Source organism: Methylobacterium terricola (assembly GCF_006151805.1).
Lineage (GTDB): Bacteria > Pseudomonadota > Alphaproteobacteria > Rhizobiales > Beijerinckiaceae > Methylobacterium > Methylobacterium terricola.
Map to the genome: position 1 here is coordinate 35,900 of NZ_VDDA01000025.1, position 23,990 is coordinate 59,889.

The window sequence follows — 23,990 nt, forward strand, 5'->3', positions numbered from 1 at the left end:
ACAGTCATGCAGTATCGCCGGAGGCCGAATCACCCCCGGGCGGGCGTCGAGTCATGAATCTGTTATCTCAGCGCTTCTCCGCAGTTGCGCGAGTCCGCGGCGAACCGTTAATTGGCCTTAACCTTTGGTGAGGCACCCCGTGAACTTCCTCTCGACAGCGACCCCGTCCGGGCGTCCCCGGACGCGCACCCCGACGCGTGCCATAGCCCGGACGCTGGCCCTCGGCGCGCTGCTCGGCGTCGGGAGCGTCGGGGCCGGCACCACCCTGGTGCATGCCGCGGACGATGCCGGGGTGCTCGATTTCATGCTCGGCGACCTGCCGCGCAGCCTCGGCCTGCCGGCGCGGGCGCCGCGGCCGGAGGCCGAGCTGCGCGAGCGGCGGGCGCGCTGGATCAGCCGGCCGGCCCGGGCCGAGGTCGAGGCCAAGCCCGAGCGGCCGCGCTGGCGCGACCCGGCCCCGCGCATGCACGCCGCCCCGCCGAAGCCCACGGCCGACCGCGCGCTGCGCGACCGGGTCAAGGAACCGGGGATGCAGGCGACCCCGCAGCCGGTCGCGGACCCCGCCGCGATCGGCCAGCACGACCGCACGGTCTGCGTGCGCACCTGCGACGGCTACCTGTTCCCCCTGGCCAATATCGACGGACGGCGCGCCCCGCAGGCGCATGCGCAGGCCTGCGCCGCGGCCTGCCCGGGCGCCGAGACCGCGCTCTACACCGTGCGGGCGGGCCAGGAGCTCGAACAGGCGGTCAGCGCGGACGGACGGCCCTACCGCAGCCTCGCCGCCGCGTTCTCGTACCGGACGAAGACCTCGTCGAGCTGCTCGTGCAATCCGGGCAAGGGCGGCTATGCCCGGCTGCTCCTGCGCGACGCGACCCTGCAACCCGGCGACGCGGTGGCGCGCGGGGCCGGCGGGCAGGTCTTCACCGGTCGCGACCGCGCCGGCGAGGCCCGTTTTGTCGACTTCCGGACCGCCTCGGTCCTGTCCTCCGGCACGAAGCGCGAGCTCGACCGCACCCTCGACGTGTCGCGCCTGGAGCGCGCCCGGGCCGAGTTCCGCCGCTCCCTCGCCGCCCAGGGCCGGGAGCCCGGCCGCCTGCGCTACGCCTCGCATTCGGGGGGATTCGTCGAGGTCGTCAGCGATGCCGGCTTCCTGCCGATCCGGATCGTATCGCCCTCCCCGTTCCGCTGATCCGCCCGGGGATGGAGCCTGTTGCGGACCGGAGACAGGGCCGGTGTTCCACCGTCCTGCGCGCTCGCGGCGCTTGCGATTCACAGGCCGGCGTGACGAAACTGATCCCGCTCCCGGCCTCGTCCGGTCTCCCCTCACATGCTGTCGCCCGCCATGTCGCCCGCGTTCGAGAATCGTCTGCTGCCCTACCGCGAAGTCGCGGCCGTCTTCGTGAGTTCGGGCCTGTTCTTCGCCGGATTGCTGGCCTGGGCCTGGATGGCAGGCTGACGCGCCGGGGCGTCCGGCTCCGGCGGACCCTCGACAGGGCGGGGCCCGGCCGCTAACCCGGGCCGGTATCGCACCCCGTCCGGAGGCCTGTCCGTTGAGCGAATCTGAGACGGCGCCCGTCTTCCTGCGCGAGGCCCCGGCGAGCGGCCGGGTCGAGGCGGTGTCGCCGCTGGTCCGGCGGCTGGTCTGCCCGAATGGCGGGCCCTTCACCCAGAGCGGCACCTGCACCTATCTGGTCGGGCACGGGCGCGTCGCGGTGATCGATCCCGGGCCGGATCATCCCGAGCACCGCGCAGCGCTCCTCGCGGCGCTCGACGGCGAGACGGTCGACGCGATCCTCGTCACGCACACCCACCGCGACCACTCGCCGGGCGCCCGCCCGCTCAGTGCCGCGACCGGGGCGCCGATCGTCGGCTGCGGTCCGCACCGGCCGGCCCGCGCGGTGCGCGGCGCCGAGCAGGGCCGCCTCGACGCGGCGGGCGATGCCGACCACCGGCCGGACCGGGAACTGGCCGACGGCGAGCGCGTGACGGGGCCGGGCTGGACCCTGACGGCCTTGGCCACCCCCGGCCATACCATGAACCACCTCGCCTTCGCCTTCGCGGAGGAGAACGCCCTGTTCTCAGGCGATCACGTCATGGCCTGGTCGACCAGCATCGTGGCCCCGCCCGACGGCGCGATGGGCCCCTACATGGCCTCCCTCGACCGGCTGCGCGGCAGGCCCGAGACGATCTACTGGCCCGGCCATGGCGGCCCGGTGCGGGATCCGCAGCGCTTCGTGCGCGGGCTGCTCAGCCACCGGCGCGCCCGCGAGACCGGCATCGTGGAGCGCCTGCGGGCCGGCGAGCGCACGATCCCGGGCCTCGTCGCCGCGCTCTATTCCGGTCTCGACCCGAGGCTGCTGCCGGCCGCGGCGCTCTCGGTCTTCGCGCATCTGGAGGATCTGGTGGAGCGCGGGCGGGTCGTCACGGACGGGCCGCCGGCGCTCGATGCGGAATATCGGGTGGCGTGAGGGCCTGCACGGCCCCCGACGCCTCCCCGTCGTCCCGGGATCGTCCGGTCCCTGGTTCCGAGCCCGCACAAGGGCGAGCCCCGGCAGCCGTCCCTACTTCACCGCCAGCGCCAGGTTGCCGATCTCGTCCAGATACGCCCGGATGTGATCGGCGTTCTGGCCGAAATCGCGGTCGCCGAAGCGGGTCGCGGAGCGCACGTCGATGCGGGTGCCGTCGGCGCGCGGATGCAGCCGCACCGTGACGTCGTAGGGCAGGCCGAGCAGGCGCGAGCGCACCACCGCCTCGATGCGGCCGTTCCCGGCCCGGCCGCCGGGCTTGTAGGATTCCACCACCTGCCACTTGCGGTTCTGCGCCGCCTTCATGGCCAGGGCGAAGGCCTCGTCGGGACCGAGATCGAGGGTGAGCGGCGCGATCTGCGGGTACGCCTCGCGCTGCAGGGATCGGGCGGCGGGGCCGGAATCGCGGGGCATCCGCCAGCCGCGGGCCTGCCAGGCGGCCAGGGAGCGCGAGAAGGCCGGCGGAGTCTCGATGTCGGTCGAGACGTCGGTGAGCGGCGGCAGCATCGCGCCGCGCAACGCCATATAGGCCGGGTAGGCCAGCACCAGGGCGGCGAGCAGCAGCCCGCCGACCGCGAGGCCGAGGCCGCGGGCGCCCTCGCGCCAGATCCGCACGAAGGCCGCCACGGCGAGCAGGGCGGCCAGCCCTGCGACCCCGACCCCGGAGCCCAGCACGGCGAGGGCCGCATCGGTCTCGGCCCGCGGGTCGCGAACCAGCAGGAGCGCGATCCCGACCACCGCGAGGGAGAACCAGGCGAGGCGCAACGCCCAGGGCGCCGCCCGGGTGACGGGCTCCTCGACGATCAGGCGGCGCATGGGGCGACGATCGGGGGTTGGCGGCGCATGAATCCGGCGGGTCGCGGCCGCGCCGGGACGGGCGGCCTGTCCTGCCCGATGTACCGCCCCGAGCCCGCCCGCGCTACCGGGGGCGTTTCGCGCCGCACCGGCGAATCGCCGCCGTGCCGAAGGCAGGGCTTCCCCGCGCAAGGCTCCCACGCGATCGACGCCGTTTCCAAAAGGCCGCGACTTGCTCTAGACGGCGTCAGGTTCTCCCCATCCCAGGTTCGCTCCATGTCCGCCGCCGCCCTCCGCCCCGTCCCGCGTCCCGGTGTCCTCGCGATCGAGGCCTACGTCCCGGGCAAGAGCGCGGCGCCGGCCGGCGTGAAGCTGCACAAGCTCTCCTCCAACGAGACGCCGCTGGGCCCGAGCCCGGCGGCGATCGCCGCGATGCAGGAGACGGCCGCGCATCTCGAGCTCTACCCGGACGGCGGCGCCACCAAGCTGCGCCAGGCGATCGCGCAGAAATACGGCCTCGACCCCGAGCGCATCGTCTGCGGCGCCGGCTCCGACGAACTGCTCTCGCTCCTGACCTACGCCTATATGGGCCCGGGCGACGAGGGCCTGTATTCGCAGTACGGCTTCCTGGTCTACCGCATCGCGATCCTGGCGGCGGGCGGCACGCCGGTGGTAGCGCCGGAGCGCGACTGCACCACCGATGTCGACGCCCTGCTGGCGGCGGTGACCGACAAGACCCGCATCGTCTACCTCGCCAACCCCAACAACCCGACCGGCACCTACCTGCCGTTCGACGAGGTACGCCGCCTCCATGCCGGCCTGCCGAAGACCACGCTGCTGGTCCTCGACGCGGCCTATGCCGAGTATGTCCGGCGCAACGACTACGCCGCCGGCCTGGAGCTGGTGGCCGAATCCGAGAACGTCGTGATGACCCGCACCTTCTCGAAGGTGTACGGGCTCGCCGCGCTGCGCATCGGCTGGATGGTGGCCCCGGCGGCGATCGCCGATGCCGTGAACCGCATCCGCGGGCCGTTCAACCTGGGTGCCGCGGCGATCACCGCCGGTGCCGCCGCGATCGCCGACGACGCCCATATCGCGAAGGCGGTGGCGCACAACGACGCGTGGCTGCCGAAGGTCACGACGGCGCTCGAAGGCCTCGGCCTCACCGTGACGCCGAGCGTCGGCAACTTCGTGCTGATCCACTTCCCCGAGACGGCCGGCCGCACGGCCGCGGAGGCCGACGCCTACCTCACCGCCCGCGGGCTGATCCTGCGTCGGGTCGGCGCCTACGGCCTGCCGAACGCCCTGCGCATGACCATCGGCACCGCCGAGGCCAACGCGGCGGTGGTGGCGGCCCTCACCGACTTCATGACGAGCGCCTCGCGTGGCTGAGCCGTTTCGACGCCTGGCGCTGGTCGGCCTCGGGCTGATCGGCTCGTCGCTGGCCCGCGGCGCGAAGGCCGCCGGACTCGCCGACACCATCGTCGCCATCGACCGCGACGAGGCGGTCACCGCGCGCGTGCGGGCGCTCGGCATCGCCGACGAGGTGACGTCCGACCTCGCCTCGGGCGTGGCGGGCGCCGACCTCGTGATCCTGTGCGTGCCGGTCGGCGCCATCGGGGCGGTGGCCGCCGAGATCGCCGGGGCCTTGGCGCCCGGCGCGATCCTGTCGGATGTCGGCTCGGTCAAGGCGGCGGTGGTGGCGGCGGCCAGCCCGCACCTGCCGGAGGGCGTCAGCTTCGTCCCCGCCCATCCGGTCGCCGGCACCGAGCATTCGGGGCCGGATGCGGGCTTCGCCAGCCTGTTCCACGGCCGCTGGTGCATCCTGACCCCGCCGGAGGGCACCGACCCCGCGGCGGTCGCGCGGGTGCGGGGGTTCTGGGAAGGCCTCGGCTCGGTCGTCGAGACCATGACTCCGGCGCACCACGATCTGGTCCTGGCGATCACCAGCCACGTGCCGCACCTCATCGCCTACAACATCGTCGGCACCGCCGCCGACCTCGAGACCGTGACCCAGTCCGAGGTGATCAAGTTCTCGGCCGGCGGCTTTCGCGACTTCACCCGCATCGCCGCCTCCGACCCGACGATGTGGCGCGACATCTTCCTCACCAACAAGGAGGCGGTGCTGGAGATGCTGGGCCGGTTCAACGAGGACCTGGCGGCCTTGGCCCGCGCCATCCGCTGGGACGACGGCGAGGCGCTGCACGCCCTGTTCACCCGGACCCGGGCGATCCGCCGCGGCATCGTCGCCATGGGCCAGGAGACGGCGGAGCCGGATTTCGGCCGCCGCAGCGGCGGGCCGAAGGCCGCCGAATAGCGATCCCGGCACCGGGAACCGTTCCGCGTCTCAAGCTTTGCCATAAGCGTTGCCGTTTCGTCGTCTTCGTCCGATACTCCCGGCGAGGTGGCGTGGCGAGATTCGTGGTGTGGTGACCGTGTCCCTTCGATCGAACTGGATCCGCGGCCTCGCGGTCGCCCTCATCGGGGCGCAGGCCGCGGCCTGCGCGTCGCTGCCGCGCACGCCCTACACGGCGGCCGAGGCCGCCGCCGCCACCGTGCCGGGCCAAGCCCCCGACGTGCGCTTCTGGGCCGACGGCTCGGCCCGCAGCTTCGCGGCGGTGGCCGATCAGGTGAAGACCTCGCGCGAGCCATTCAGCTACCTCGCCCTCTCGGGCGGCGGCGGCGACGGCGCCTACGGCGCCGGCGTGCTCAACGGCTGGAGCCAGACCGGCCGGCGGCCGACCTTCACCATGGTCTCGGGCGTCTCGACCGGGGCGCTGATCGCCCCCTTCGCCTTCCTGGGCCCGGCCTATGACGGGTACCTGCGCGAGATCTACACCAGCGGCGAGGCCGCAACCCTGGTGCGCTCGCCCAACCCGCTCAACGTCCTGACCGGCGACGGCCTGTTCGGCGACGCCCGCCTGCGCGACCTCGTCGGGCGCTACGTCACGCCGGACCTGCTGGCGGCGGTGGCCGAGGAGCACCGCAAGGGGCGGCGGCTCCTCGTCGTCACCACCAACCTCGATTCACAGCGCGCCGTGATCTGGGACATGGGCGCCATCGCGGCGAGCGGGCAGCCGAATGCCCGCGACCTGTTCCGCGACGTGCTGACCGCCTCGGCCAGCGTGCCGGCTGTCTTTCCGCCGATGCTGATCGACGCCCAGGCCGACAACCACGCTTTCCAGGAGATGCATGTCGACGGCTCGGTGGTGACCCCGGTCTTCACCCTGCCCGAGGCCTTCCTGACCCAGGACGGCCGCATCGCCGCGAGCCGCGGCAAGCCCAACATCTACGTCATCATCAACGGCCGCATCGAGCCGAGCTTCGATCTGGTGCCGAACGGCACCCTGCCGATCGCGGTGCGCTCGCTCTCGACCGTCGGGCGCTCCCGCGCCCGGGCGACGCTGGCCAGCACCTACGCCTTCGCCCGTCGCAACGGCATGGGCTTCAACCTGACCTATATCGACCGGCGCCTTCCGGAGGTCCCGGCCTCGCAGGGCTTCGATACCGCCTACATGCGCAAGCTCTACGACGACGGCTTCCAGAAGGGCAGCAGCGGCGCGGTCTGGCAGACGACCCTGCCGCGCGACGGCGAGCCGGCCGTGCCGACCTTGGCGCTGCGCTGACGGCGCCGGCGACGGGATTTCGGCGGCATCACTGGAAAGCGCGGGCCGCGGCTGCGGGCAGCGGCCTGGCCAGCCTTGCGGCGCTGCTGGCGACAGGTGCGAGGGTCGGGCTGGCGGCCCGCTCAAAGCGGGCCCTCACGCCCCTGCCCATGCGGCCCGCCGCGCCCGCCCCTCGTCACCGCTGGCTCGACACCCGGCACGCCGATGCCGGCTTCCGCGCCGCCTACGACCTCATCGACACGGACGGCACCGCCATCGGCCGGGCGAATTTCACCGGCCCCGTCGTGACGAAGAGTGTGCCCGATTGGCTGCCGCGCAGGCTCGCGCCGCGCCCGATCGCGTCGCACGGGGCAAACGATACGGGAGGGCGGTTCCGTCTGGCCCGGATCCTATCGCAAGCCCACCCCTGTCCCGGGTCTCCCGCTGCTTCGCGTCGGGCATCCGGCAAGGCGGAGTGGCTCACGCCGGCACGGCCACCGACCCGGGCCCTGCCGCCCCCGTGTCGCGTCCCGTGGGAACCGAGATCCGGGCAGGTCCGCGCCGGACCGGCTCCCCGCTCACTCCCCCGACCCGTACCAGGTGAAGTGCTTCTTGATCGGCTCGATCACGTCCCAGGTGCCGGAGAACCCCTTCGGCGTCACGAAGGCGTCGCCGGCGCGGTAGGTCTTCGAGGCGCCGTCGGCATCGGTGACGATCACCACGCCTTCCAGGATCTGGATGAACTCGGCCCGGCCGAAATCGATGCGGAACTTGCCGATCTCGCAGGTCCAGATGCCGGCCGCGAACAGGGCATCGGGGCTGGTATAGATGTAGGTCGCGGTCTGGACCGGATTGCCCGAGAGGACGTGCGAGCGCGGCCAGTGATACGGCTCCGCCGGCGGCTGCACGGCCGGGAAGTCGACGGTCGTCTGGACCGGCCCGTCGAGGAGCGGGGGCGCGGAGCGGGTCAGGAACGGCACCATCCGCAGCAGCGGCACGGCGCTCATATAGGCGAGGAGCGGCCCGGACGTGGTGATGAGCTGCTTGACGATACCCATGATGTCCCCCTCGGGCTGGTAGCCCCCGGCCACCGCGACCTGTCCGCGTTGACCGATAGACATACCGCCGCCCCTTAACGGAGGGCTGCGACGATCCTTCGAAGTGGTCGGGATGCGATGCCCCCCGTACGCGAAGGTTAAGGGATCCTCGCCGGGGCCGCGATCCTCCGGCGGAATGCGATGCGACGCGCGTTCGCGGATCAATTCGGTGAGAGTTACGGGGATTGTCGTCGCTTTCTGTTGGCGGAGGAGAATCGACGGGCTTACATCGTGCTGCGGCGTGAGGTTTTACGATGGGTACGGTCTGGTCTCGGTTGCGTCGCCTGGGCCGGGGACCGGCCCTGGCGGTCCTCCTGTCCGGCGGCGCGGCGGCCCTCGCCACCGCGGCGGACCGCGCCCCATCGCGGCTCCCGATCTGGTCACAGACCTCCCCGGCGGGGCGCGGCCTCGTCGACCAGACCGGCGCCCCGCTCGACGAGGCCCGCTTCGCCGGCCGGCTGCGCCTGGTCTATATCGGCTACACGCGCTGCCCGGACCTCTGCCCGACCGCGCTGATGACGATGACCCAGGCCCTCGACGCGCTGCCTCCCGCCCTGCTCGCCCGGCTGGTACCGGTGATGATCGCCGCCGACCCGGAGCATGACGGCCCGGGCGTGCTCGCCCGCTATCTCGACACCTTCCACCCGGCCATCGTGGCGGTGACCGGCCCGGTCGCGGTCATCGACGGCCTCACCAACGCCTTTGGACCTCCGATCCGCCGCCACGACGGTGTCGTCGATCATCCAGCCGACCTGTTCCTCGTCGGCCCGTCGGGAACCCTGCTCGGCCGGCTGCCGAACGCGATCACGCCGGATGTCCTCGCGGCGACGCTGCGGGCCGCCCTCGCATCCTAAGATCTCGCCGCACAATCTTGCCGCGCTGCACAGTCGATTTTGCATCGCACCAAGCAGACGCGGCGTCAGAAGACCGTGAGCGACCCAATCTGCGGCACGAAGCGGGTTGACGCGGCCAGCATCTTGGCTACTCATAGAGAAAACCATAATAACATAAGAAAATTTTTATCGGGAGGAACAATGGACCGCGTAGAACGGCGCGTGCCTCGGCACGAGCACGGGCTCGACCGGCGCAGCGTGGTGATGGGGGCCGTCGCGTGTTGCGCGGCGGGGGGCGCCGCCTGGGCGGGGCCGGAGGATCTGCTGCCGCAGAAGGGCGACCGGCTGGTGCTCGGCGATGGCGCGAAGGCGGGGCAGCCGATCACCCTCGACGGCCTGCCGGTCGGCGGCGAACTCGTCGAGGCGGTGGCGGTCGATCCGCAGGGGGTCAGGCGCGAGGGGTCGCGCTTCTCCAAGATCATCCTGGTGCGGGTCGCCCCCGACCAGATCGCCGAAGACCAGCGCGCCCACGCGGTCGACGGCGTGCTCGCGCTCTCGGCCATCTGCACCCACCAGGGCTGCACCATCTCGGGCTGGAGCCACGAGACCCGGCGCCTGAGCTGCTTCTGCCACCATTCCGAGTTCCTGCCCGCCGAGGGCGGCCGGGTGGCGAAGGGGCCGGCGCGCAAGCGCCTGCCGGTGCTGCCGCTGGCCAGGGGCGAGGGCGGCACGCTGATGGTCGCCGGCGGCTTCACGACCCGGCCAGGACCAGGCCCCGCCTGAGCGGGACCGCGGAACGGCGGCGCTGCTGCGCCGCCCGTCTGACGACGAGGATCGGCGGCGCTTCTCGCGCCGCCGGGACCACCGAGACCCGCGCAGCAACGACGCGGGACCGGGCAACGACGCCGAGGGCCTGAGAGACGGGCCTGAGCAAACGGGTCTGAGGAAACGCCGGGCCGGCCCGCGCCTGCCCCCGCCTTGAGGAGAGCAGCATGTCACGTCTCGTTCGAGCCAGGGGCTGGCTCGCCGCGGTCGCGCCCGGTGCGATGGCCCTGGCGCTCGCCGCCGCGCCGGTCCAGGCGGGCCCGGTGGAGTACAAGCCGGTCACCGACCAGCGCCTCGCCAACCCGGAGCCCGAGAACTGGCTGCAATACCGGGGCAACTACCAGAGCTGGGGCTATTCCCCCCTCGACCAGATCACCGCGAAGAACGTCACCAAGCTCGTGCCGGCCTGGAGCCTATCGACCGGGGTGAGCGAGGGCCACCAGGCCCCGCCGATCGTCAACAACGGGGTGATGTTCGTCACCACCCCGCAGGCGCAGGTGATGGCGATCAACGCCCGCACCGGCGAGATCCTGTGGCGCTACCAGAAGGAGCTGCCGCCGGAGCTGTCGCAGCTGCACCCGACCAACCGCGGCGTCGGCCTCTACGGCGACAACGTCTACATGACCACCACCGATTCCTGCGTCGTCGCGCTCGGCGCCGCGACCGGCAAGGTGAAGTGGGAGAAGTGCATCGCTCCCTGGCAGGACGGCTACTACATGACCCTGTCGCCGCTGGTGGCGAAGGGCAAGGTCGTGGTCGGCGTGTCGGGCGGCGAGTACGGCGTGCGCGGCTTCATCACGGCGCTCGATGCCGAGACCGGCAACGAGGCCTGGAAGACCTACACGGTGGCCGGCCCCGGCGACCCGGCGGCCGATACCTGGAAGGGCGACGCCTGGAAGACCGGCGGCGGCTCGGTCTGGATCCAGGGCAGCTACGATCCCTCCGCGAACCTCGCCTATTTCGGCACCGGCAATGGCGGCCCGTGGACGCCGGATGCGCGCCCCGGCGACAACCTCTACACCTCGTCGGTCGTCGCCCTCGACCTCGACAGCGGCAAGATCAAGGGCCACCACCAGTACCACTGGAACGATGCCTGGGACTGGGACGAGGTCTCGGCTCCCGTGCTGATCGACATCGAGCGCGACGGGAAGACGATCCCCGCCGCCATCCATGCCGGCCGCAACGGCTATCTCTGGACGCTCGCGCGCAGCAAGGACGGGGGCTTGAGCTTCGTCGACGGCAAGCCGTTCGTGCACCAGGACGTGTTCGCCTCCCTCGACCCGAAGACCGGCCGGCCGACCTATCACGAGGCCAAGATTCCGGGCATCAACAAGCGCGCCGCGTTCTGCCCCGGCCTGTGGGGCGGCAAGGACTGGCCGCCGGAGGCCTACAACCCGAAGACCGGGCTGTTCTACATCCCCAGCAACGACAACCTGTGCTCGGAGCTGGCCGGCAGCCAAGCCGGCATCCGCAAGCCGGGCGAGCTCTATATCGGCATCCCGATCGACGAGGTGCTGAACTCGCTCCGCCTGCGCGACGGCATCGACCCGTCGAAGCCCTTCGCCATCGGGGCGATCCAGGCCTGGGACCCGAAGACCGGCAAGCGCGTCTGGCAGCACGACTTCCCGGACTCGGCGAATTGGGGGCCGCTCCTGACCACCGGCAGCGGGCTGATCTTCGCCGGCGGCACCAGCGACCGGAAGTTCCGGGCTCTCGACGGCACCACCGGCAAGGTGCTGTGGGAGACCCGCCTCAATTCCGGCGTCACGGGCGTGCCGTCGAGCTACATGGTCGACGGAATCCAGTACGTCGCGGTCCAGGCCGGCTGGGGCGTCGATGCCGAGCGCATGCTGACCGGCATCAACGCCCTGATCCCCGAGGAGCGCCGGGTCAGCGTCCTGCCGCAGGGCGGCGTGATCTGGGTGTTCCGGGTCATGGGCGAGGAGGCGGCGGCCCAATGAGGCGCCGCCTGACGGGTCTCGGGGTCGCTGCCGCCCTCGCGGCGGCGGCCCTGGCCGGACCGGCGCGGGCGCAGGCACCGGTGGCAGCGAAGGAGGGGGGATCCGCCCCCCTCCCCTCGCAAGCGGACGCCCTCGTCGCCTACGTGACGAAGGCCCTCACCGGCCACGACCTGCCCGCCTTCGAGCGGCTGGTGAACTGGACCGGCACCCGGGCGCAGCGCAAGCGCCTGACGCTCTACCAGATCCGCTCCGCCTTCGGCCGGCCGATCAAGGCCGCCGCCCTCGAGCCGATGCCGGCGGACGGCCTGGCGGAGGCGACGGCGCGCGGCACCCTCAAGGCCAACATGCCGGTGACGGAGCGGCTGCGGGTGGTGTTCGACGAGCCGCCGGTCGAGGGCGGCGCGCCCCCCACCAGCCTGTTCCTGGTCGGCCGCGAGGGCGGCAGCTACCGTATCGCCCTCCTGGTCCCGACCGGGCCGCCGCGCGGCAAATAGGGAGGCGGTCGGCGCTTGACCGCGGGCCTCCGGGCGGCGCAAGCGTATGAATTATAGTTCCGCACCGGAGGAATCACCGATGGACTTCACGCTCTCCCCGCGCATCGAGGAGTATCGCGCCCGCATCGCGGCCTTCGTCGAGAGCGAGATCCTGCCCGTCGAGGCCGATCGCAGCACCTGGGACGAACACGAGAATATCGGCCCCGAGGCCCTGGCGGCCTTGCGCGCCAAGGCCAAGGCCGCCGGCCTGTGGTGCCTCCAGCTCAAGCCCGAAACCGGCGGCCAGGGCCTGGACAAGGTCGGCATGGCGGCCTGCTACACCGAGATGAACCGCTCGATCTTCGGGCCCGTGGTGTTCAACTCCGCCGCCCCCGACGACGGCAACATGGTGGTGCTGGAGGCGCTCGGCACGCCGGAGCAGAAGGCGCGCTGGCTGGAGCCGATCGTCTCGGGCGAGGTGCGCTCGGCCTTCGCGATGACCGAGCCGCATCCCGGCGGCGGCTCCGACCCGTCGATGATCCGCACCCGGGCCGAGCGGCAGCCGGACGGCTCGTGGCGGATCACCGGGCGCAAATGGTACATCACCGGCGCCGAGGACGCGGCTCACTTCATCCTGATCGCCCGCACCTCGGACGATCCGCGCTACGGGCTCACCGCCTTCCTGTTCCACCGCGACCAGCCGGGCTGGGAGATCGTCCGCCGCATCCCGATCATGGGGCCGGAGGAGCATGGCGGCCATTGCGAGCTCGCCTTCGACGGGCTGACGGTCAAGCCCGAGGACGTGCTCGGCGGCGAGGGCAAGGGCCTGAAGGTGACGCAGGTGCGCCTCGGCCCGGCCCGGCTCACGCATTGCATGCGCTGGCTCGGCCTCGCCGGCCGCTGCGTCGAGATCGCGCAAGAGTATGCCGCGGTCCGCGAGGGCTTCGGCGTGCGCCTCGCCGACCGCGAGAGCGTCCAGCTGATGCTCGGCGGCCTCGCCATGGACATCCAGATCGGCCGCCTCCTGGTGATGCGGGCCGCCTGGGAGCTCGACCAGGGCCGCTTCGCCCGCAAGGAGGTGTCGATGGCGAAGGTCCACGTCGCCAACACCCTGCACCGGGCGGCCGATATCGGCATCCAGATCAACGGCGCCCGCGGCTATTCCAAGGACACCGTGCTGGAATGGATCTACCGCTACGCCCGCCAGGCGCGGCTCGTCGACGGGGCCGACGAGGTCCACCGCATGGTGCTGAACCGCCACCTCGACTCGGAGGGGCGCGGCTTCTTCGCCTGGCCGACGGCCGAGGCGTGACGACCGAGGTCTAGAGCATCTTTCGACGAAGTGGATGCCGGTTCGTCGCAGAAAATGCGGCACAATCAAAAACCTAGAGCAGCGTCCGATTGCACACTGATCGGGCGCTGCTCGAGGGACCAACCCGGCGGGGAGATGCTAAATCTCTCCTCCCGAATCCCGTTCGAGTCCCGCCATGCCCGCCCTCCATCCCGACGTCCAGGCCCTGCTGGCGATGCTGCGCGCCGCCGATGCGCAGCCCCTCGAGACCCTGCCGCCCGAGGCGGCGCGGCGCAGCTACCTGGCCGGGCGCCGGGCCCTGCAGCCGCCGCCGGATCCGGTGGCGCAGATCCGCGACCTCGCCGCGCCCTCCCCCGCCGGGCCGGTTCCGCTGCGGCTCTATCGCGGCGCGGGCACGGCGCCGGACGTGGCCCTGCCCTGCCTGGTCTACCTGCATGGCGGCGGCTGGGTGCTCGGCAACATCGACTCGCACGACTGGGTCTGCCGGCGGCTCGCCAACCTGATGCAGGCCTGCGTGATCTCGGTCGATTATCGCCTCGCCCCGGAGCATCCGTTCCCGGCGGCGGTCGAGGACGCGGCGGCGGCCTTGTCCTTCGTGGCCGAGAGGGCGGAGGGGCTTGGCGTCGATCCGGGGCGGCTGGCGGTCGGCGGCGACAGCGCGGGCGGCAACCTCGCGGCGGTGCTGGCGCTGATGGGCCGCGACGGGACCGTGCCGCAGACCGCCATGCAGGTGCTGCTCTACCCCTCCGTCGATCTCGGGCTGACCAGCGAGGGCTTCGAGCGCATCACCGCCGGCCAGCCGCTCACGGCCGGCACGATGCGCTACTTCGTCGACCACTACGCGCCGGAGCCCGGCGACCGCACCGATTGGCGCGCCTCCCCGGCCCGCGCGGCGAGCCTTGCCGGCACGGCACCGGCCCTGGTGCTGACCTGCGGCCACGACCCGCTCTGTGAGGAAGCCCGCCTCTATGCCCACCGCCTGGAGCGCGAGGGCGTGCCGGTCACGGCGCTCCACCTCTCGGACCAGACCCACGGCATCCTGACCATGAGCCGCCTGGTACGGACCTCCGCCACGGTGCTGGTCTTCGTGGCCGAAGCCGTGCGGGAGCGCTGGAGCCTGGGCGCGGAGGGCGGGCGCGGCCGGCCGTCGTAGACCGCGCGGCGCGCGATCACGCGCCATGCGCCTTGTAGCTCTTCACCGCAGCGCTCACCGCGTTCGGCACAAGAACCGCCCTCTCGCTCGCGCCGTGCGCAGCCTGGGCCGGCTGACCCGCGCGAGGATCGATCACGGCCTTCGGCGCCTCGATCTTGGCCGGGGGCGCAGCCTCGGGGCGACGCGCGGGCTTGGCCTCGGGCGACGGCGCGAGGTCGGGGCCGGGTTTGGCGTCGGGAGCCGCCGTCGGCGCGGCGGGCTTCCCGCCCGGCATGGGCAATCGTCCCGGTCCGGCGGCGACGGGCGCTGCGGCCGGTCCCACGGGGCGCGGAGGCGTCGTGTCACGCGCCGGGCCGACGACCGGTCCGAGTCCCCGCCCCTGCGGCGTCGAATCGACGACACGGGGCGAGGCCTCGGGGCCGGGCCGCTTCGCCGTATCGTGGCCTCCGGATTGCGCCGGTCCGGCGTGGTCGTGGTGCGAACTCCCGGCCTCGTGGGGATGCCCCAATGCCGGGCGAGCTGCGGCCCCGGCTCGCTCGGGCGGCCGGGGCTTCGCGGCCGCTCGAGGCGCCGGCGTCTCCACCGTCGGGGCATCCTCCTGCCGTGTCACGGGCAGCGCATCCGAACCCACGGCCGCGACCGGTCGCGGCGTCCCGGCGACCGGCGGCGTACCCGAAGCGGCCGCAGCAGCGGCGGCCATGACGATCTCCGCCGTCACGATGTCCGCAGCGGCTGGGCGCGCCCGCCCCTCCACCGCCCGGGGCGCCGCGGCGCTCACCGCATCGAGGCCGGCTCGCGGCGCATCCCCCGGCGCGGCGTTCCGCCCGCGCTGCCCGCTCGCCGGAGCGAGGGCGTCGCCCGCGACCCGCTGGGCCATGTCCACGACCGCCGTCCCGAGCCTCGCCAGGCTCCCGGTCCCATCGAGCCCATCCAGGAAGGCAGCGGCGGCCGCGCCGGCAACCTTCGCGGTCGCGCGCCCGGTGGCGTCGACCGGCGCTGGCCCGACGGTCGGGGCCGGTGCCGAAGCGCCACGGCTCGACGAAGCCGGTTGCGAGGCCGCGATTCCGAGGATCTGCCGGGCGATGTCGTAGCGCGACAGGAGGTTCGACTGACCTTGTCCGGCAGCGATGCTGGTCCGCGATGAGATGGTCGAGACCTGGACTGTGCGGCTGATGGAAGAAAGCTGCATCGTGACCCCCTGTGTTGAGGGCGAACATCAAGCCTTCCCGTTTCCGGCACTGCGCCAAAATCGCTCAAATTCGAGTCATCAGGCGGTTTCTTGAAGTCGAGACCCGCATTGGTTGGCGAAAAATGAGTCGAAATTCGTATAGGCCCTTATGCCGAATAGCCTAGTCCGGTCGATCCGACAGATTATTTTGCCGCCTCACGATGGCAAAATCTCGACTTACGCTCATGTATTCATAGAGCTATCAGATTTTGCACGCAATCAAGCCGCGCGCCGCGATAGAAACAATTTGAGCGAAAACGCTGCGCAACGAAGCATCGATGCAGGTTTCGGCCGTGACGCGAGCGGTCCGGATGACGCACGACACGCAGGACGGGAGGAGGACCTCGCCCCATCCCGATCGAATCCCTCGGGGCGCCACCGACGACGAAGGTCCGTGGGGACGGCTGCCGGGCGACGTCCTGCACAGCCGGGGCGTCCGGGAACGCCGGGCTCGCGCATCAACAGGGTGCGGATGTGAGATCGCCTGCGTGAGACGATGGCGGACGCAAGCATTCCAGCTCGTGAGCCCCCCGGCGGACAAGCTCCGCGGATCGCCATCCCGGCGTTTCGGCAGCGACGTCCTGAACTATGCCCCCGCTATTCACGACCGATCGGACGATCCCGCTCCGATCGCTTCCACTACGTGGCGCCATGCCGGGGCATCACCCTCCGGGGCGGCAACGGGACTTGGCCGGAGGGGCGCCGGACCGGCATCGCCGTGGGCTGATGGCCTCCCGCCCCCACTGGAACGCGTTGGTTAGGCCATCCGGTCGAGCCTCACGGATCCCGGCGGCCGGGGCGATGGGCAGGCCGTTCGAACGCGGGCCTGCCCGGGATCGATGGAGCGGCTGGCCTCAACCCTCCTTGCGGGAGGGACGCTTCGCGGGCTTGCTCTCGGTGCGGGCCTGCGGCTTGGCCTTGGACCCGGATGTCCGACGTGGCTTCTCGACGGGCTCTCCGGCCTCGGGGGCCGGCTCCGGCGCGCGAACCGGCTCGGGCGCCTTCGCCTCGCGGGTGATCATCTCCACCATGCTCTGCGGCAGGCGGACGAAATGGCCGGTGCCGTGGCCGGACCGGTCGAGGATCTCGGCAAAGACCGGCTTGTGCGGCTCGTGCCCGGCCTCGCCCAGCGCGCAGGGGCGGCGCGGCAGGGCGCTCAGCTTCGCGGCGAGTTCCTTCGGCACCAGTGCGTTCACGCCTCACCCTCCCGTCTGCCGGACAGAGCGGAGATGTAGGACCGGCAAGGTTAACGATCGGCTGCCGAGACGCCCGTGGGACCCTGTCCGGCCGTGAAGGCCTGCGCGCCCGTCCAGGCTCGTGCGCCTGTAAAGGCGCCGTAGGAGCGGCGCAGCAGGGCGCCGTCGAGGTCGTGGCCGATCAGGACCAGGCGGGTGCGGGCCTCGCCCTCCGGCCAGGCGGGCAGGTGGCGGGGCGGATGGACGAGGTGCTGCACGCCCTGGATCACCACCGGCGTCGTGGCGCCCTCGACGGCCACCAGGCCCTTGAGGCGCAGGATCCGGGCGCCGTGCCGGTTGAGCAGCATGCCGAGCCAGAGCCCGAACCGCGTCCAGTCGACCGGGCCGCTCTCGATCAGCACCGCCCCGACCGTGCCGTGCACCGCCGGGACCTCGGCGCAGAGCCAGCGCCGGGCGCTCGCGGATCCCGTCGGGTCGTCGGTCAGGAGGGCGGCCTCCGGCGCGTCGTCGAGGGTGAGGTCGGTGACCGGCGCGACCGGGTTGAGGGCGGAGAGCCGGGCCCGCAGGGCCACGGTCGCCTCGGGCGTCGCCAGGTCGGTCTTCGACAGGACCAGCCGGTCGGCGCAGGCCGCCTGGCGCACGGCCGCCTCGTGGGTGTCCAGCGTGCGGGCACCGTTCACCGCATCGACCACCGTGACGATGGCGGCCGCCGTGAAGGCGTGGCGCAAGACCGGATCGGCCACGAGTGTGGCGACCGCCGGCCCCGGATCGGCGAGGCCGGTGGTCTCGATCACCACCCGGCGGAACTGCGGCACCAGCCCGCGGCGGCGGCGGTCGTGCAGGTCGATGAGCGCCGCCTTCAGGTCGCCGCGGATGCTGCAGCAGACGCAGCCGCCGCGCAGGAGCGCCACCTCCCCCTGCACCGGCTCGACCAGCAGGTGGTCGAGGCCGACCTCGCCGAACTCGTTGATCAGCACCGCGGTGTCGCGCAGGGCCGGCCAGCGCAGCAGGCGGGCGAGCAGGGCGGTCTTGCCGGCGCCGAGGAAGCCGGTGAGCAGGGTGACGGGGGTCAACGCACCTCCAGGGCGGCGATGATCGCGGGATCGAGGGGGTCGCAGGGGCGCCCGGCGAGCCGTTCCGCCGCCGGCCACAGGCCGCCGAAATGGTCGACCACCGCGCTGCGCCCGGTGCGCCCCGACAGGGTGTAGCGGCCGGCCCAGGCGGCGAGGCGCAAGCCGTAGAGGCCGAGCACCCGGTTGGCGGCGGCGGCCCGAGCGCGCCGCTCGGCCTCGGGCGGTCCGCTCCGATCGAGGCCGTCGCTCCAATGGTCGGGCGCCCCGAAGGCGCCGCACAGGCCGCACATCGCGGCGCTCAGGATTGCGGCCGCGCCGTCCCCTCGAACGGGAAGCGGCGGGCGAAATCCTCGGCGATCGTCTCCATCGTCACGAAGCGCACGCCGTCATGGGCCTTGAAGTGCTGGAACAGGCGCTCATGCATCTGCAGGACGTGCGGCTTGCCCGAGACATCGGGATGGATGGTGATCGGAAAGACGGCATAATCGTAATTGTCGTAGACCCAGTCGAACTGGTCGCGCCACATCTCTTCGATGTCGCGCGGATTGACGAAGCCGTGGCTGTTGGGCGCCGCCTTCACGAACATCATCGGCGGCAGGTCGTCGAGGGTCCAGGAAGCCGGGATCTCGATCAGCCGGGTCTCGGTGCCATGCTCGAACGGCCGCATCCAGGTCGAGGGGTGCTGCGCGTAGTCGATCTTGGTCCAAGACTCGTCCACCCGCACGTAATAGGGGTGGTGGTCGTTGTGCATCAGCGAGTGGTCGTAGCGGATGCCCTTCTTCTGCAGCAGTTCGTTGGTTTTCGGCCCGAACTCCCACCACGGCGCGACGTAGCCCCGGGGCGGCTTGCCGGCGAGATCGGTGATGAGCCCGACGCACTTGTCGAAGATCGCCTCCTCCTGCTCGGGCGTCATCGCGATCGGGTTCTCGTGGCTGTAGCCATGCATTCCGATCTCGTGGCCGGCCGCGGCCACGGCCTTCATCTCCTCGGGGAAGGTCTCGATCGAGTGCCCGGGGACGAACCAGGTCGTCTGGATGCCCCAGCGGGCAAACATCCGCAGGAGCCGCGGCGAGCCGACCTTGCCGGCGAACACGCCGCGGGAGATGTCGCAGGGGCTGTCCTCGCCGCCATAGGAGCCGAGCCAGCCCGCCACCGCATCGACGTCGACGCCGTAGGACACGAAGATCTCTTTCGCCACACCCGGCCTCCCCGCCTGCCTCGCACCATCTGACAACCGGCGGGCCCCGAGGGTCAAGCGCCGCCGCACGGCCGCGCGCCGACGAAACCGGTTGACCGCGCCCCGCCGAATCCGTAGATCGTTGCCCACCGGAGACGTGGCCGAGCGGCTGAAGGCACTCGTTTGCTAAATGAGCAAGCCCCGAAAGGGGCTTCGAGGGTTCGAATCCCTCCGTCTCCGCCACCACAGAAATTTGTGGTGATCCTGCCGTAGCTTGCTGTCAGACAATGGCTTTTTGGGCGCCCGGTGGTACACATGGGTGGTACACATGGCCCTTGCGATGGCAACTCCCTGGCTGCATCCGCGCACGCGGGTCTACTACCTGCGCCGACGCGTCCCGGACGATCTGAAGGCCGCGCTCGGCCGTGGCGAGGTCCGCCGCAGCCTCGGCACGCGCGACCCTAAAGAGGCGAAGCGCCTGTTCGCGGAGGCGCTCGCCGAGCTTGAGGCGCAGTGGGCGAATCTGCGGGGCGGCGCACGTACCCTCACAGAGAGGGAGGCACATATTCTCGCCGCCAGCATCGGCGAGAAATTTGTTGCCCATTATCACGATTATCCGAGCCGCCAAGACCTTTGGGATGTTGAAGCTGGCGAGGGCTTATTCTCGACGCCGCCACCTATTCTCCAGCCTGGAGAGACAGTCGTCGATTTCCTTAATAAAAAGCTTGACCCACTTTTAAACGTCCGTGCCGACATGCGAGCATGGTGCGAACAGGCGGCTGATGGGAAGCTCGCGCGTGACGGCCTTCGCGTCGATCCCGACAGTCGACTGGAGCTTGTGCGTGCCATTGCCCGTGCGATGCAGATGGGCGCTCTGCAGCTGCGCGACATGAGTCAGGGGCGTTGGACGCCAGTTGCTGATAAGAAGGTCTCGTCGGCGAAATCGGCCGCCACTAAGAATCCCAAGGCGCACGAACTTATTTTATCGCGCGCAAGCGGAGAAGTTGTTCAATTAGAAGCACTAATCGAAGGCTGGCTGCGCGAGCGCCAGCCTGCCGCTAAAACTGCCTACGTCTTCCCACGAGTGGTTCGGGAGTTCATCGCCTTTAATGGGCGTGGCGATGCTACATCGATGACGGAAGACGACATCGTGCGTTGGAAGGATTCCTTGCTTCAACAAGGGTTAAGAGGCACAACAATTCGTAATGGTAAAATCGGACCACTAAAAACAATCCTTCAATGGGGCGTTGATAACAAGAAAATCGCAACCAATGTGGCGCGTGGCATTAAAGTTACAACTAAAGCTCGTGCAGCCGACCGTAAGCGGGATTCAACAGAGGATGAGGTCAAGCAAATCTTGGCGGCAGCTACGGAGGCGCATGACAGTGTGCGGCGATGGGTCCCCTGGCTCTGCGCTTATACAGGTGCACGGGTAGCTGAAATTTGTCAATTGCGCAAGGAAGATGTCTACGCAGACAGTATGATCCATGTTATTGCCATTCGCCCTGAAGCTGGCTCACTCAAGAATGAAAATTCCGAGCGTACTATCCCAGTCCACCCGAACTTGATAGCGCAAGGCTTCCTTGAGTTCGTAGCCTCAGCTAAGCCGGGCCCTCTATTCACTGAACTTCCGCCTGATCGTTTTGGCAGTCGAGGAGGAAACGGCAGCAAAGTACTGGGGCGTTGGATCCGCTCACTAGGAATGGTCGATCCGCGCATGCAGCCGAACCACGGCTGGCGCCATCGCTTCTCTACTCTCTCTCGCGATAAGGGCTTGCGAGAGGACGTGACAATCTACATGCTAGGTCGGCAAAAATCAGTCAGCGGAGCATACGGCGGCTATGGCTTGCCGATGCTTCTAGAACAGATATCGCGAATACCTTGACTTTTGCCAGACATAAAAAACAAGGAATAATTTTCGTATTTTTGAGCATGACATTTACTATAACTCAAGTCATAAAACTATATACAGGACACGCCAGCCCCTTATGGGCTCTGCGCCTCTAACGCTAGCCAGGCGAACATGGGGCCTCCGGATCAATCGCCGAAGGGCATCGGCATACAAGAGCAACTCGGACTTCCGAGCTGCTCAGGAGCGAGGAGCGGGTAGCCCCGAACCTCCACACGATCGCCTACTCCAAGGGTCCGGAGAGTAGGCATCCGTCCGCGTTGGCCGCCGGGATGGCGGGAAGCGGTGAGTAAAGGCCGACAGCCCAACCCCGGCCTGCCTGTCACAAGGTTTCACCTCCGGCCCCGGCTCCGACGGCCTCCATTCTGGAGATCTAAGCGAGCACCAACTTCTGCCGGGTCACCGGCGAAGCTGTGCCCTGCGGGGCCAGCAGCACCTCAGGCCTCCTACCTCTCAGACACTCCCAGCTATATCTGGTCCGTCACTCAAAAGGGCTGCCGGCGACCGTCCGCAATCACCGACGGTGGGAGCATGAGCCTACCAAGGCGGGTGTCTGGATGAGGCAAGCCTCGATATACCATTTTGATTCAAAACTCCAGTGTCAACGCCGATTGAAGTCTGACCCACCTTTGGCTTTGTCGCCGATCGTAACCTGACCCACCCCTCACGCAGGAACGGCTGTTTCCCGCACGGGCCGCGCCACCAGCCCGGCGCGCCGCTTGTCCTTCAGCCGGTAGCTCTCGCCCGTGATCGTCACCACGCTGGCATGGTGCAGCACCCGGTCCAGCATCGCCGCCGTCAGCACCGCGTCGCCGGCAAACGCCTGGTCCCACGCCCCGAACGACAGGTTCGAGGTCAGGATCATCGCGCCCCGCTCGTAGCGCTTGGCCGCCACCTGGAAGAACAGGTTCGCCTGCTCGCGCGCAAACGGCAGGTAGCCGATCTCGTCGACGATCAGCAGGCGGTAAAGGTTCACCGCCCGGTGCATCGCCTCCTTCAGGCGCCCCTGGCGCTGTGCCGTCTCCAGCGTCAGGACCAGGTCCGCCGCACTGGTGAAGCGCACCTTCATCCCGCGCTGCGTCGCCAGGTAGCCGAGCGCAATCGCCAGATGCGTCTTGCCGACCCCCGAGGGGCCGAGGAACACCACGTTCTGCGCCCGCTCCACGAAGGCCAGGCTGGCCAGTTCCTGGATCTGCGCCCGCGGTGCCCCGGTAGCAAAGCCGAAGTCGTAGCCCTCCAGCGTCTTCACCGCTGGGAACCCCGCAACCCGAGCGAACATCTCCCGCGCCCGGGTGCGCCGGGCCTCGCGCTCGGCCCGCAGCACCTCCTCCAGGAAGACCGCATAGGGCGTGTCGCGCTCGGATGCCGCCTGCGCGAGCGCGCCGTAGGCCGCGGGCACCGCCTGCAGGCGCAACTCGGCGCAGAGTTCGGCGAGGCGGGCATGCTGCAGGTCGCTCATGCCGGCTCTCCCGTCATCAGGCCCGAGAGCCCGTCGTAGAGCGCAAGCGGGTGCTGCAGCCCGACCACCGGGTGGGCGGGAGCCGGCACCGCCGGGGCCTGGATCTGGCGCACCGAGCGTCCGCCGTAGGGCGGCGGCACCGGCTGCAACTGCGTCCGTTCCACTTCCAGGCGCTCGGCCGGCACCGCGCCGGTCGTGGCATGGACCCGCTGGTTGGCGACCGTGCGCAGCCAGCGACCTGCCGCCAGGTTGGCCGCCTCCCGGTCGAGCACCAGCCCCTCCTGGCCGAGCCGGCTGGCCAGCGGAACGTAGAAGCTGCCACGCAGGTAGCGGATGAAGCGCTCGACCTTGCCCTTGGTCTGCGCTCGACCGGGCTGGCACAGCCGGGGCCGGAAGCCGCAATGGCGGGCGAAGTCCAGGAAGCCGGCCTGGAAGCGGTGACGGCCGCGGCCGTAGGCGTTCCTCTCCACCACCACGGTGCGCATGTTGTCGTAGAGTATCTCGCGCGGCACGCCCCCGAAGGCCAGGAAGGCGTTCTCGTGGGCGGCGATCAGCGTCTCGAGGCGCTCGTCGGTGACGAACTCGAGGTAGGCCGCCCGGCTCCAGCCCAGGGTCGCCACGAACACCGAGAGCCGGCCGGCCCCGCGCCGCATGACCGCCCAGTCGACCTGCATCTGCTCGCCCGGCGCCGTCTCGAAGCGCACCACCGGCTGCGGGGCGGGCGCCGGCGCCAGGCCGGCGACGAACTCCTTGAGCATCGTGTAGCCGCCCGCATAGCCCCGCTCGCGCAACTCGCCGAGCAGCACGCTGGCCGGGATCCGCTCCGGCGCCGCAGCCGCGAGGCGCTCCACCACGTAGCCCTTGAACGGGTCGAGCTTACCCGGTCGGGGTGGCCGCCCCTTGTAGCGCGCCGCCGCCTCGTCGCGCAGGTAGCGCCTCACCGTGTTGCGCGACAGACCCGTCGCGCGGGCAATCTCGCGGATGCCCTTCCCGTGCCGATGCAACACCCGGATCTCCAACGCTGCCTCCTCACCCACCATCCGGGCCTCCTCCCGCAGAAGGAGCCCAGCCTACGGCCTGGGTCAGTTTCACATCGGCGGCTACACCAGTTCGCAGCGCCACCCGTAAGGCGCTGTCACTACATGCGTTTTAGCTGGCACATTCTGTTTCTAATGCGAGCGGCTCCGTTTCTTCGAAGCCGCCCGAAACTTGACCGTTAGATCGCCAGGGTGTTCAGCAGCTCCTTAGAGCGCCTAACAGAACGGCACGATCGGGTCTGTTGGGCGTTGGGGTGGTATGGCTCGCCCGCTTCTTCCCGACGACCTCTGGTCTGCGATCGCCCCGCTTCTGCCGCCGCACCCGCCTCGCC

At 70.4% G+C, this 23,990-nt stretch carries 22 protein-coding genes and 1 tRNA gene; 14 read left to right on the top strand and 9 right to left on the bottom strand.

Annotation, left to right across the window (positions count from 1 at the left end; all coding sequences use genetic code 11):
- The first annotated feature begins 139 nt into the window (after positions 1–139).
- The 3 genes from FF100_RS29900 (at position 140) to FF100_RS29905 (ending at position 2,468) form a co-directional block, all read left to right on the top strand.
- Positions 140–1,189 carry a DUF2865 domain-containing protein gene (locus FF100_RS29900; protein WP_139039553.1) on the top strand — a complete coding sequence of 350 codons (1,050 nt, stop codon included), beginning with the start codon at positions 140–142 and terminating at the stop codon, positions 1,187–1,189.
- Positions 1,190–1,327: 138 nt separating this feature from the next.
- Complete coding sequence (locus tag FF100_RS38445) at positions 1,328–1,456, top strand: hypothetical protein (RefSeq protein WP_281287339.1); 129 nt, start codon at positions 1,328–1,330, stop codon at positions 1,454–1,456.
- 94 nt (positions 1,457–1,550) lie between these two features.
- On the top strand, positions 1,551–2,468 hold the full coding sequence (locus FF100_RS29905) for an MBL fold metallo-hydrolase (protein WP_139039555.1): 918 nt from the start codon (positions 1,551–1,553) through the stop codon (positions 2,466–2,468).
- Positions 2,469–2,561: 93 nt separating this feature from the next.
- Here the strand turns inward: FF100_RS29905 and FF100_RS29910 are convergent, their stop codons facing one another.
- Positions 2,562–3,341, bottom strand: coding sequence for a DUF1499 domain-containing protein (locus tag FF100_RS29910; protein WP_139039557.1), 780 nt, complete (start codon positions 3,339–3,341; stop codon positions 2,562–2,564).
- A gap of 255 nt (positions 3,342–3,596) precedes the next feature.
- Here FF100_RS29910 and hisC point away from each other — a divergent pair, with 255 nt between their 5' ends.
- The 3 genes from hisC to FF100_RS29925 all read left to right on the top strand — a co-directional run bounded on the left by hisC (position 3,597) and on the right by FF100_RS29925 (position 6,946).
- A complete protein-coding gene (hisC, locus tag FF100_RS29915) occupies positions 3,597–4,712 on the top strand; it encodes a histidinol-phosphate transaminase (RefSeq protein WP_139039559.1) in 1,116 nt (371 codons plus the stop codon).
- The gene (locus FF100_RS29920) at positions 4,705–5,637 is read left to right on the top strand and encodes a prephenate/arogenate dehydrogenase family protein (RefSeq protein ID WP_139039561.1); all 933 of its coding nucleotides are present in this window, start codon (positions 4,705–4,707) and stop codon (positions 5,635–5,637) included. Before hisC ends, FF100_RS29920 begins: the two co-directional genes overlap by 8 nt.
- Before the next feature lie 118 nt (positions 5,638–5,755).
- Positions 5,756–6,946, top strand: a complete 1,191-nt coding sequence (locus FF100_RS29925) for a patatin-like phospholipase family protein (protein ID WP_139039595.1) — start codon at positions 5,756–5,758, stop codon at positions 6,944–6,946.
- Between the two features lie 557 nt (positions 6,947–7,503).
- On the opposite strand, the gene FF100_RS29930 is transcribed toward FF100_RS29925, so the two are convergent.
- Entirely contained in the window at positions 7,504–8,046 is a 543-nt protein-coding gene (locus tag FF100_RS29930; RefSeq protein ID WP_246102540.1) for a cupin domain-containing protein, read from the bottom strand.
- A 230-nt stretch (positions 8,047–8,276) separates the two neighbouring features.
- Between FF100_RS29930 and FF100_RS29935 the strand changes: the two genes are divergently transcribed.
- The 6 genes from FF100_RS29935 to FF100_RS29960 all read left to right on the top strand — a co-directional run bounded on the left by FF100_RS29935 (position 8,277) and on the right by FF100_RS29960 (position 14,579).
- Entirely contained in the window at positions 8,277–8,876 is a 600-nt protein-coding gene (locus tag FF100_RS29935; protein ID WP_139039563.1) for an SCO family protein, read from the top strand.
- A 180-nt stretch (positions 8,877–9,056) separates the two neighbouring features.
- The gene (locus tag FF100_RS29940) at positions 9,057–9,638 is read left to right on the top strand and encodes a QcrA and Rieske domain-containing protein (RefSeq protein ID WP_139039565.1); all 582 of its coding nucleotides are present in this window, start codon (positions 9,057–9,059) and stop codon (positions 9,636–9,638) included.
- A 209-nt stretch (positions 9,639–9,847) separates the two neighbouring features.
- A complete protein-coding gene (locus tag FF100_RS29945; protein WP_246102542.1) occupies positions 9,848–11,641 on the top strand; it encodes a PQQ-dependent dehydrogenase, methanol/ethanol family in 1,794 nt (597 codons plus the stop codon).
- Positions 11,638–12,135 (top strand): hypothetical protein, encoded by a 498-nt coding sequence (locus tag FF100_RS29950; RefSeq protein ID WP_139039567.1) that lies wholly within the window; start codon positions 11,638–11,640, stop codon positions 12,133–12,135. Before FF100_RS29945 ends, FF100_RS29950 begins: the two co-directional genes overlap by 4 nt.
- A 79-nt stretch (positions 12,136–12,214) precedes the next feature.
- Positions 12,215–13,426, top strand: coding sequence for an acyl-CoA dehydrogenase family protein (locus tag FF100_RS29955; RefSeq protein WP_139039569.1), 1,212 nt, complete (start codon positions 12,215–12,217; stop codon positions 13,424–13,426).
- Between the two features lie 175 nt (positions 13,427–13,601).
- The gene (locus FF100_RS29960; RefSeq protein ID WP_139039571.1) at positions 13,602–14,579 is read left to right on the top strand and encodes an alpha/beta hydrolase; all 978 of its coding nucleotides are present in this window, start codon (positions 13,602–13,604) and stop codon (positions 14,577–14,579) included.
- 16 nt (positions 14,580–14,595) lie between these two features.
- On the opposite strand, the gene FF100_RS29965 is transcribed toward FF100_RS29960, so the two are convergent.
- From FF100_RS29965 to FF100_RS29985, 5 genes are all read right to left on the bottom strand, one after another.
- On the bottom strand, positions 14,596–15,768 hold the full coding sequence (locus tag FF100_RS29965) for a hypothetical protein (RefSeq protein ID WP_171070389.1): 1,173 nt from the start codon (positions 15,766–15,768) through the stop codon (positions 14,596–14,598).
- 893 nt (positions 15,769–16,661) lie between these two features.
- Positions 16,662–17,003 carry a hypothetical protein gene (locus FF100_RS38095; protein WP_246102544.1) on the bottom strand — a complete coding sequence of 114 codons (342 nt, stop codon included), beginning with the start codon at positions 17,001–17,003 and terminating at the stop codon, positions 16,662–16,664.
- Between the two features lie 50 nt (positions 17,004–17,053).
- The gene (locus tag FF100_RS29975; RefSeq protein WP_139039575.1) at positions 17,054–18,076 is read right to left on the bottom strand and encodes a CobW family GTP-binding protein; all 1,023 of its coding nucleotides are present in this window, start codon (positions 18,074–18,076) and stop codon (positions 17,054–17,056) included.
- Positions 18,073–18,366 (bottom strand): hypothetical protein, encoded by a 294-nt coding sequence (locus tag FF100_RS29980; protein WP_139039577.1) that lies wholly within the window; start codon positions 18,364–18,366, stop codon positions 18,073–18,075. The genes FF100_RS29975 and FF100_RS29980 overlap by 4 nt, the downstream gene beginning before the upstream one ends.
- 8 nt (positions 18,367–18,374) lie before the next feature.
- Complete coding sequence (locus tag FF100_RS29985) at positions 18,375–19,274, bottom strand: polysaccharide deacetylase family protein (protein ID WP_139039578.1); 900 nt, start codon at positions 19,272–19,274, stop codon at positions 18,375–18,377.
- A 130-nt stretch (positions 19,275–19,404) separates the two neighbouring features.
- Between FF100_RS29985 and FF100_RS29990 the strand changes: the two genes are divergently transcribed.
- Positions 19,405–19,496: transfer RNA gene (locus tag FF100_RS29990), tRNA-Ser, on the top strand.
- An 85-nt stretch (positions 19,497–19,581) separates the two neighbouring features.
- Positions 19,582–21,138 (top strand): DUF6538 domain-containing protein, encoded by a 1,557-nt coding sequence (locus tag FF100_RS29995; protein WP_139039580.1) that lies wholly within the window; start codon positions 19,582–19,584, stop codon positions 21,136–21,138.
- A gap of 688 nt (positions 21,139–21,826) precedes the next feature.
- Here the strand turns inward: FF100_RS29995 and istB are convergent.
- Entirely contained in the window at positions 21,827–22,621 is a 795-nt protein-coding gene (gene istB, locus FF100_RS30000; RefSeq protein WP_139039582.1) for an IS21-like element helper ATPase IstB, read from the bottom strand.
- Positions 22,618–23,661: an IS21 family transposase gene (gene istA, locus FF100_RS30005; protein ID WP_139039584.1), complete on the bottom strand. Its 1,044-nt coding sequence runs from the start codon at positions 23,659–23,661 to the stop codon at positions 22,618–22,620. Before istA ends, istB begins: the two co-directional genes overlap by 4 nt.
- Positions 23,662–23,990: the final 329 nt, after the last annotated feature.

Bases quoted from the DNA above. Each gene is read 5' to 3' on its own strand.
- FF100_RS38445 (WP_281287339.1), top strand. From the start codon at position 1,328: ATGCTGTCGCCCGCCATGTCGCCCGCGTTCGAGAATCGTCTGCTGCCC.
- FF100_RS29910 (WP_139039557.1), bottom strand. From the start codon at position 3,341: ATGCGCCGCCTGATCGTCGAGGAGCCCGTCACCCGGGCGGCGCCCTGG.
- hisC (WP_139039559.1), top strand. From the start codon at position 3,597: ATGTCCGCCGCCGCCCTCCGCCCCGTCCCGCGTCCCGGTGTCCTCGCG.
- FF100_RS29930 (WP_246102540.1), bottom strand. From the start codon at position 8,046: ATGTCTATCGGTCAACGCGGACAGGTCGCGGTGGCCGGGGGCTACCAG.
- FF100_RS29935 (WP_139039563.1), top strand. From the start codon at position 8,277: ATGGGTACGGTCTGGTCTCGGTTGCGTCGCCTGGGCCGGGGACCGGCC.
- FF100_RS29940 (WP_139039565.1), top strand. From the start codon at position 9,057: ATGGACCGCGTAGAACGGCGCGTGCCTCGGCACGAGCACGGGCTCGAC.
- FF100_RS29945 (WP_246102542.1), top strand. From the start codon at position 9,848: ATGTCACGTCTCGTTCGAGCCAGGGGCTGGCTCGCCGCGGTCGCGCCC.
- FF100_RS29950 (WP_139039567.1), top strand. From the start codon at position 11,638: ATGAGGCGCCGCCTGACGGGTCTCGGGGTCGCTGCCGCCCTCGCGGCG.
- FF100_RS29955 (WP_139039569.1), top strand. From the start codon at position 12,215: ATGGACTTCACGCTCTCCCCGCGCATCGAGGAGTATCGCGCCCGCATC.
- FF100_RS29960 (WP_139039571.1), top strand. From the start codon at position 13,602: ATGCCCGCCCTCCATCCCGACGTCCAGGCCCTGCTGGCGATGCTGCGC.
- FF100_RS29965 (WP_171070389.1), bottom strand. From the start codon at position 15,768: ATGCAGCTTTCTTCCATCAGCCGCACAGTCCAGGTCTCGACCATCTCA.
- FF100_RS29980 (WP_139039577.1), bottom strand. From the start codon at position 18,366: ATGTGCGGCCTGTGCGGCGCCTTCGGGGCGCCCGACCATTGGAGCGAC.
- FF100_RS29995 (WP_139039580.1), top strand. From the start codon at position 19,582: ATGGCCCTTGCGATGGCAACTCCCTGGCTGCATCCGCGCACGCGGGTC.
- istB (WP_139039582.1), bottom strand. From the start codon at position 22,621: ATGAGCGACCTGCAGCATGCCCGCCTCGCCGAACTCTGCGCCGAGTTG.
- istA (WP_139039584.1), bottom strand. From the start codon at position 23,661: ATGGTGGGTGAGGAGGCAGCGTTGGAGATCCGGGTGTTGCATCGGCAC.